Raw genomic sequence first — 5932 nt, forward strand, 5'->3', positions numbered from 1 at the left:
GGCGGGCTCGGCCGGTAAGCCGGTGCCCGGCCACCGCGTCGCGATCCTGCGACCCGACGGCAGCGAGGCCGGCGTGGACGAGCCGGGCGAGATCGCCGTCGCCCGCCCCGACCCGGTGATGTTCCTGCGCTACTGGAACCAGCCGGAGGCGACCGCGCGCAAGTTCACCGGCGACTGGATGCTCACCGGCGACCAGGCACGACGCGACGCCGACGGCTACGTCCACTTCGTCGGCCGCGACGACGACCTCATCACCTCGGCGGCCTACCGGATCGGTCCGGCCGAGATCGAGGACTGCCTCTGCACCCATCCGGCGGTGGCGCTCGCCGCCGCGATCGGCAAGCCCGACCCGCTGCGCACCGAGATCGTGAAGGCCTTCGTCGTCCTGCGCCCGGGCCATGCCCCCTCGCCGGAGCTCGCCGACGCGATCCAGGCCTTCGTCCGCACCCGGCTCTCGGCCCACGAATACCCGCGCGAGATCGAATTCCGCGATCACCTGCCGATGACGACAACCGGCAAGATCATCCGCCGGGCGCTGCGCGACGCGGGTTGAAGCACCGGCTCGCCAGGCTCGGTCGGTCCGCCTTGCGGGGAGCCCCCTCTCCCCGCGGGCGGGGAGAGGCCCGCAGGCACCTCGCCGTGCCTGCGGGAAGCGGAGGCGGAGCCGCAGCGGCGGTGAGGGGGAGGTGCCGGACGAGGCTCTTCCGTCGAACCCCCCTCACCGGCGGCTGCCGCCTCGCTTCGCCGACGACGAGGTCGGCGAAGCCCTCTCCCCCACCGAAGTCGGGCCTGCCCGACTTCGGCAGGCAAGATCGGATCTCGGGCAGGCCCGAGATCCGTGCGGCGAGAGGGGATGCGCAGCGACCGACTTGCCTCAGGCGAACAGGCGCTCGCCCTGAAGGTCCTTGTACAAGCCCGCCACCTGCTCGCCGTAGCCGTTGTAGATCAGCGTCGGGACGCGGGTGTCGGTGCCGAGCACGCGTTCGCTCGCCTGGCTCCAGCGCGGGTGCGGCACGGCCGGGTTGACGTTGGCCCAGAAGCCGTACTCGGACGGGCCGAGCGCCTCCCAGAAGGTCTTGGGCCGCTCGGCCACGAACGAGACCTTCACGATCGACTTGATCGACTTGAACCCGTACTTCCACGGCAGTGCGAGGCGGATCGGCGCGCCGAACTGGTTCGGCAGCGGCTTGCCGTAGATGCCGGTGGCGATGAAGGCGAGGTCGTTGCCCGCCTCCTCCATCGTCAGGCCCTCGACATAGGGCCACGGATAGAAGGTACGCTGGCCCGGCGCCATCTTGCGGTCGAGGAAGGTCGTCAGCTGGACGTACTTCGCCCCCGAGGTGGGCTTGGCCAGCGCCACGAGCTTCGCCAGCGGGAAACCGGTCCATGGCACCGCCATCGACCACGCCTCGACGCAGCGGTGGCGGTAGAGCCGCTCCTCCAGGCCGACCTTGCGGATCAGGTCCTCGACCCCGATGTCGAACGGCTTGTCGACGAGGCCGTCGACCTTGATCGTCCACGGGCTGGTCTTGAGGGCGTCGGCCGCCGGCAGCACGGTCTTCGAGGTGCCGAACTCGTAGAAGTTGTTGTAGTCGCCGCTGAACTTTTCAGGGGTCAGCGGACGGTCGAGGGCGTAGGCGTCGTTGCGCGGGGCCGGATAGGGGCCGGTCTCGGCCAGCGCCCGCCCGCCCAGCATCGCCGCCGCCGCGAGGCCGGCGGAGCCGCCGAGCAGCGCCCGCCGGTCGAGGAACACCGATTCCGGCGTGACGAGGTGTTCGGGAATCTCCCAGCCGCGCAACCGCTTGATCAGCATCGTCGTCTCCGAATCGTGTCCGCCGCCGCAGCCGCGCCGCCCCTCGCGGGTGCCGGGCGCCTGCCGCGAACTGAATGTTCGCCGTCTACGGCGCAGGGGTTACCTGCGTTTCGCGTCACGCGGGTGGCGCTTCGTCGCGGAGCGCCCGACGCAGCACCTTGCCGACGTTGGTCTTCGGCAGGCTCGCCTGCAGCACGACCTTGCGCGGCACCTTGTAGCCGGTGAGCTGGGTTCGCGCGTGGGCGCGGATCGCCTCAGGCGTCAGGTCGGGGTCGCGCACGACGACGTGGGCCACCACCATCTCGCCGGTCTCGGCGCTGGGCGCGCCGACCACGGCGCATTCGAGCACGCCGGGATGGGCGGCGAGCACGTCCTCGACCTCGTTCGGGTAGACGTTGAAGCCGGAGACGAGGATCATGTCCTTCATCCGGTCGACGATCCGCACCTCTCCGTCCGCCTCCATCACGGCGACGTCGCCGGTGCGAAAGAACCCGTCGGCGGTGGTGGCGGCGGCGGTCTCGTCGGGGCGCTTCCAGTAGCCCTTCATCACCTGCGGCCCGCGCACGCAGATCTCGCCGGGGGTGCCGGCCGGCACCGGCATCCCGTCGGGGCCGCGGATCGACACCTCGGTGGAGGGCAGCGGGTAGCCGATCGTGCCGGACCACGTCCCCAGCCGATACGGGTTCACGCAGACCACCGGCGAAGTCTCCGACAGGCCGTAGCCCTCGATGATGGTCTTGCCGGTGACCGCCTTCCAGCGCGCGGCGACCGCGCTCTGCACCGCCATGCCGCCGGCCACCACGTAGTCGAGCTGCGAGAAGTCCACCGTGTCGATCTTCGGATGGTTGTTCAACAGGTTGAACAAGGTGTTGACCCCAGAGAAGTGCGTGAAGCGCGTCTTCGCCAGCGTCTTCACGAAGCCGTCGCCGTCGCGCGGGTTGGGAATCAGCAGGCAGCTGCCGCCGGTGCGCATGAAGAAGAAGAAGCAGCAGGTCAGCGCGAAGATGTGATACAGCGGCAGCGCGGTGACCATCACCCGGCCGGGCGCTTCGATCCCCTCGAACCAGACTTCGCTCTGGACGACGTTCACCATGATGTTGCGGTGTGTCAGCATCGCCGCCTTGGCGATGCCGGTGGTGCCGCCGGTGTATTGCAGGAAGGCGATGTCGCCCTGCGTCACCGGGATTGCAGGCACCTTCAGCCCCCTGCCCTGCCGCAGGGCCGCGTCCAACCGCACCGTCTTGTCCGCAGGCAGGACGAAGGGCGGCACCGCCTTCTTCAGGTGGCGCGAGGCGAGATCCACGACCTTGCCCTTGAGCCCGAGGCCGTCGCCGGGGCCGGCGAGCACCACGCGGTCGAGGGCGACGCCGGGCATCGCCTCGGCGACGGTGTGGGCGAAGTTCTCCAGCACGACGAGGATGCGCGCGCCGGAATCGTTGAGCTGCGCCGACAGCTCGCGCGGCGTGTAGAGCGGGTTGATGTTGACCACCGTGCCGCCGGCGACCAGCACCCCGAAGATCGCGACCGCGTAGGCCGGCACGTTCGGCATCATGATCGCGACGCGGTCGCCCTTGGCAAGTCCCTGCGCGGCGAGCCAGGCGGCCAGCGCGCGGGCGGCGGCGCCCATCGCGGCGTAGGTCATCGAAGAGCCGAAGCACGTCACCGCCGGCCTTTTGGCGAAGCGCGCGGTGCTGATCTCGAACAGGTCGACGAGGGTGCCGAGGCTGTCGGCGTCGATCTCCGCCGGCATGCCCGGCGGGTAGGCGGCGAGCCACGGGCGCGGTGCCCGGCTGTCCTGGATCACGGCGTTTCTCCATCGCGCACGGCATTCTTGGCCGCGCTTATCGGTCTTGCGTGTTCGCTCCCCTTGGATGGGACTGTGCGGGATCGCTCCGCCCGCGGCAAGCGAGCGCAGCCGGCCCCGGGCGGCAGGCGCTGACAGCCGGCGGCTTATGCCATCGCGGCACGCGCCCGTCGGCCGAAGGCCACGACGAGGGCGTGCGGCAGGGCGGCGGCGAGGACCAGCAGCGCGGCGATGCCCGCCTCCGACCCGGTAATGGCCCGGCCCGGCCAGGGTCCGATGCCCTCCGTCCGGCCGAGCCCGAGGAGGGCGGCGGCGAACCACAGGGCGAGGAAACCGCAGAACGCGAACCCGATGCGGGCGCGCCAGCCGGTCCGCGGGCGGAGCCGCCCGGCCGCGAGCCAGCCGAACAGGCCGAGGATCGTGCCGAACAGGAGCGCACCGACCGCGGCCCCGAGGGCGTAGGCGCGCGGCGCCAGCCAATCCGGCAGGTCGGAGCGCTGGCTGAGGCCCGTGGCCGCGACGAGGCCGAGGGCGAGTAGCGCCGCCACCACGGGGGCGGCGGCGGCAACACTGGAATTCCGCATCGAACCGTCCCCCCGGACCGCGGCCGCTAGACGAAACGCGACCGCTACTTGGCTTCGTAGTGGTCGCGCACCAGCCGGTCGAGCAGGCGCACGCCCCAGCCGGCGCCCCAGCTCTTGTTGATCTCGCTGGCGGTGGAGGACATGCCGACGCCGGCGATGTCGAGATGCGCCCACGGCACGTCGTTGACGTAGCGCTTGATGAAGGCCGCCGCCGTCGCGGCGCCGCCATGACGGCCGCCGGTGTTCTTCATGTCGGCGAACTTCGAGTCGATCGCCTTGTCGTAGGCCGGGATCAGCGGCATCCGCCAGACCTTCTCGCCCACCACCTCGCCGGCGGCGTGGATCCGGCCGGCGAGCTCGTCGTCGTTCGAGAACAGGCCGGCGATGTCCTGGCCGAGCGCGACGATGATCGCGCCGGTCAGCGTCGCGAGGTCGATCATGAACTTCGGCTTGTAGGCGCCCTGCACGTGCCAGATCACGTCGGCGAGGACGAGGCGGCCTTCCGCGTCGGTGTTGATGACCTCGATGGTCTGGCCCGACATCGAGGTCACAATGTCGGACGGGCGGTAGGAGGCGCCGTCGGGCATGTTCTCGACGATGCCGATGGCGCCGACGACGTTGACCTTCGCCTTGCGGGTGGCCAGCGCGTGCAGGGTGCCGACGACGGCGGCCGCCCCGCCCATGTCGCCCTTCATGTCCTCCATGCCGCCGGCGGACTTGATCGAGATGCCGCCGGAATCGAACACGACGCCCTTTCCGATGAAGGCGACCGGTGCCTCGCCGGCGGGGCCGCCGTTCCAGCGCATCACCACGACGCGCGGCTCGTGCACCGAGCCCTGCGCCACGGCGAGCAGCGCGCCCATGCCGAGTTCGCGCATGCGGGCCGGCTCCAGCACCTCGACCTCGACGCCGAGCTTGGTCAGCTCGGAGGCGCGGCGGGCGAACTCCTCCGGGGTGAGGACGTTCGGCGGCTCGTTGATCAGGTCGCGGGCGAGCGTCACGCCCTCGGCGACGGCGGCGCTCGCGCCCGCGGCGGCCTCGGCCTCGGCGTGGCCGGCGAGCATCAGGGTCAGCGTGGTCGCGGCCTTCGCGTCCTCGGCCTCGGGCTTCTTCTTGGTCTTGTAGCGGTCGAAGGCGTAGCTGCGCAGGCGTGCGCCGAGCGCGAAGTCGGCGGCGTCCGCCGGCATCGCCGCGGCGCCCGGCCAGTCGAGCACCACGCGGGCCTCGCGGCCCGCGACCTTGCCCGCGGTGAAGCCGCCGAGCACCGGCCAGTCGATCTTGCCCCGGTCCTTGTCGGTGCCGAGCCCGACCACCACGAGGCGGTCCGCGTCGACGCCGGCCGGCGCCGGCAGCACCATCGCGCTCGAGGCGCGCGCCTTGAACTTCTCGCTGCCGGCGGCCCGGGAGACCAGGTCGACGCCCGCCTGACCGAGCGCGTCGCGGGCGCCCGCGCCGAGCACGAGGTCGTCGCCGACGAACACCACGAGGTCCCCGGATCCGCCCCGACCGAGGGGGGCGAAATGGATGGTGATGCCGTCCGACATGGCGTTGCCTTCTGCCCTGTTCCGCTGTCACGAGCGTGCTCGACAGCCGCACGCCCACCGGTGCCCTGTGTAGCCGGTGAGGCGGAGAACGCAACGCGACGCGGGCGCCCTCGAAAGGCCCCAGTTCACGCGCCATCGGAGGACGGGCCGGGCGATCCGGCGGCACGGTCCGGGGCGGGACCGGAAG

Annotated in this window: 4 protein-coding genes and 1 pseudogene; 1 reads left to right on the forward strand and 4 read right to left on the reverse strand. The window is 71.5% G+C overall.

All coding sequences use genetic code 11. The features are described from left to right. Positions 1 to 553: pseudogene (locus tag FV226_RS26530) on the forward strand (AMP-binding protein); the annotation flags it as partial. Positions 554 to 874: 321 nt separating this feature from the next. On the opposite strand, the gene msrP reads toward FV226_RS26530, so the two are convergent. The 4 genes from msrP to FV226_RS26550 form a co-directional block, all read right to left on the reverse strand. After that, entirely contained in the window at positions 875 to 1813 is a 939-nt protein-coding gene (gene msrP / locus FV226_RS26535) for a protein-methionine-sulfoxide reductase catalytic subunit MsrP (protein ID WP_147765277.1), read from the reverse strand. A gap of 115 nt (positions 1814 to 1928) precedes the next feature. Continuing rightward, positions 1929 to 3617 carry an AMP-binding protein gene (locus FV226_RS26540; RefSeq protein ID WP_147765278.1) on the reverse strand — a complete coding sequence of 563 codons (1689 nt, stop codon included), beginning with the start codon at positions 3615 to 3617 and terminating at the stop codon, positions 1929 to 1931. Between the two features lie 146 nt (positions 3618 to 3763). Then, a complete protein-coding gene (locus FV226_RS26545) occupies positions 3764 to 4201 on the reverse strand; it encodes a hypothetical protein (protein ID WP_147765279.1) in 438 nt (145 codons plus the stop codon). Positions 4202 to 4245: 44 nt separating this feature from the next. Further along, complete coding sequence (locus FV226_RS26550) at positions 4246 to 5745, reverse strand: leucyl aminopeptidase (protein ID WP_147765280.1); 1500 nt, start codon at positions 5743 to 5745, stop codon at positions 4246 to 4248. Positions 5746 to 5932 lie beyond the last annotated feature (187 nt).

This window comes from Methylobacterium sp. WL12 (genome assembly GCF_008039475.1).
GTDB classification, from domain to species: Bacteria; Pseudomonadota; Alphaproteobacteria; order Rhizobiales; family Beijerinckiaceae; genus Methylobacterium; species Methylobacterium cerastii.

Bases quoted from the DNA above. Each gene is read 5' to 3' on its own strand.
- msrP (WP_147765277.1), bottom strand. From the start codon at position 1,813: ATGCTGATCAAGCGGTTGCGCGGCTGGGAGATTCCCGAACACCTCGTC.
- FV226_RS26545 (WP_147765279.1), bottom strand. From the start codon at position 4,201: ATGCGGAATTCCAGTGTTGCCGCCGCCGCCCCCGTGGTGGCGGCGCTA.
- FV226_RS26550 (WP_147765280.1), bottom strand. From the start codon at position 5,745: ATGTCGGACGGCATCACCATCCATTTCGCCCCCCTCGGTCGGGGCGGA.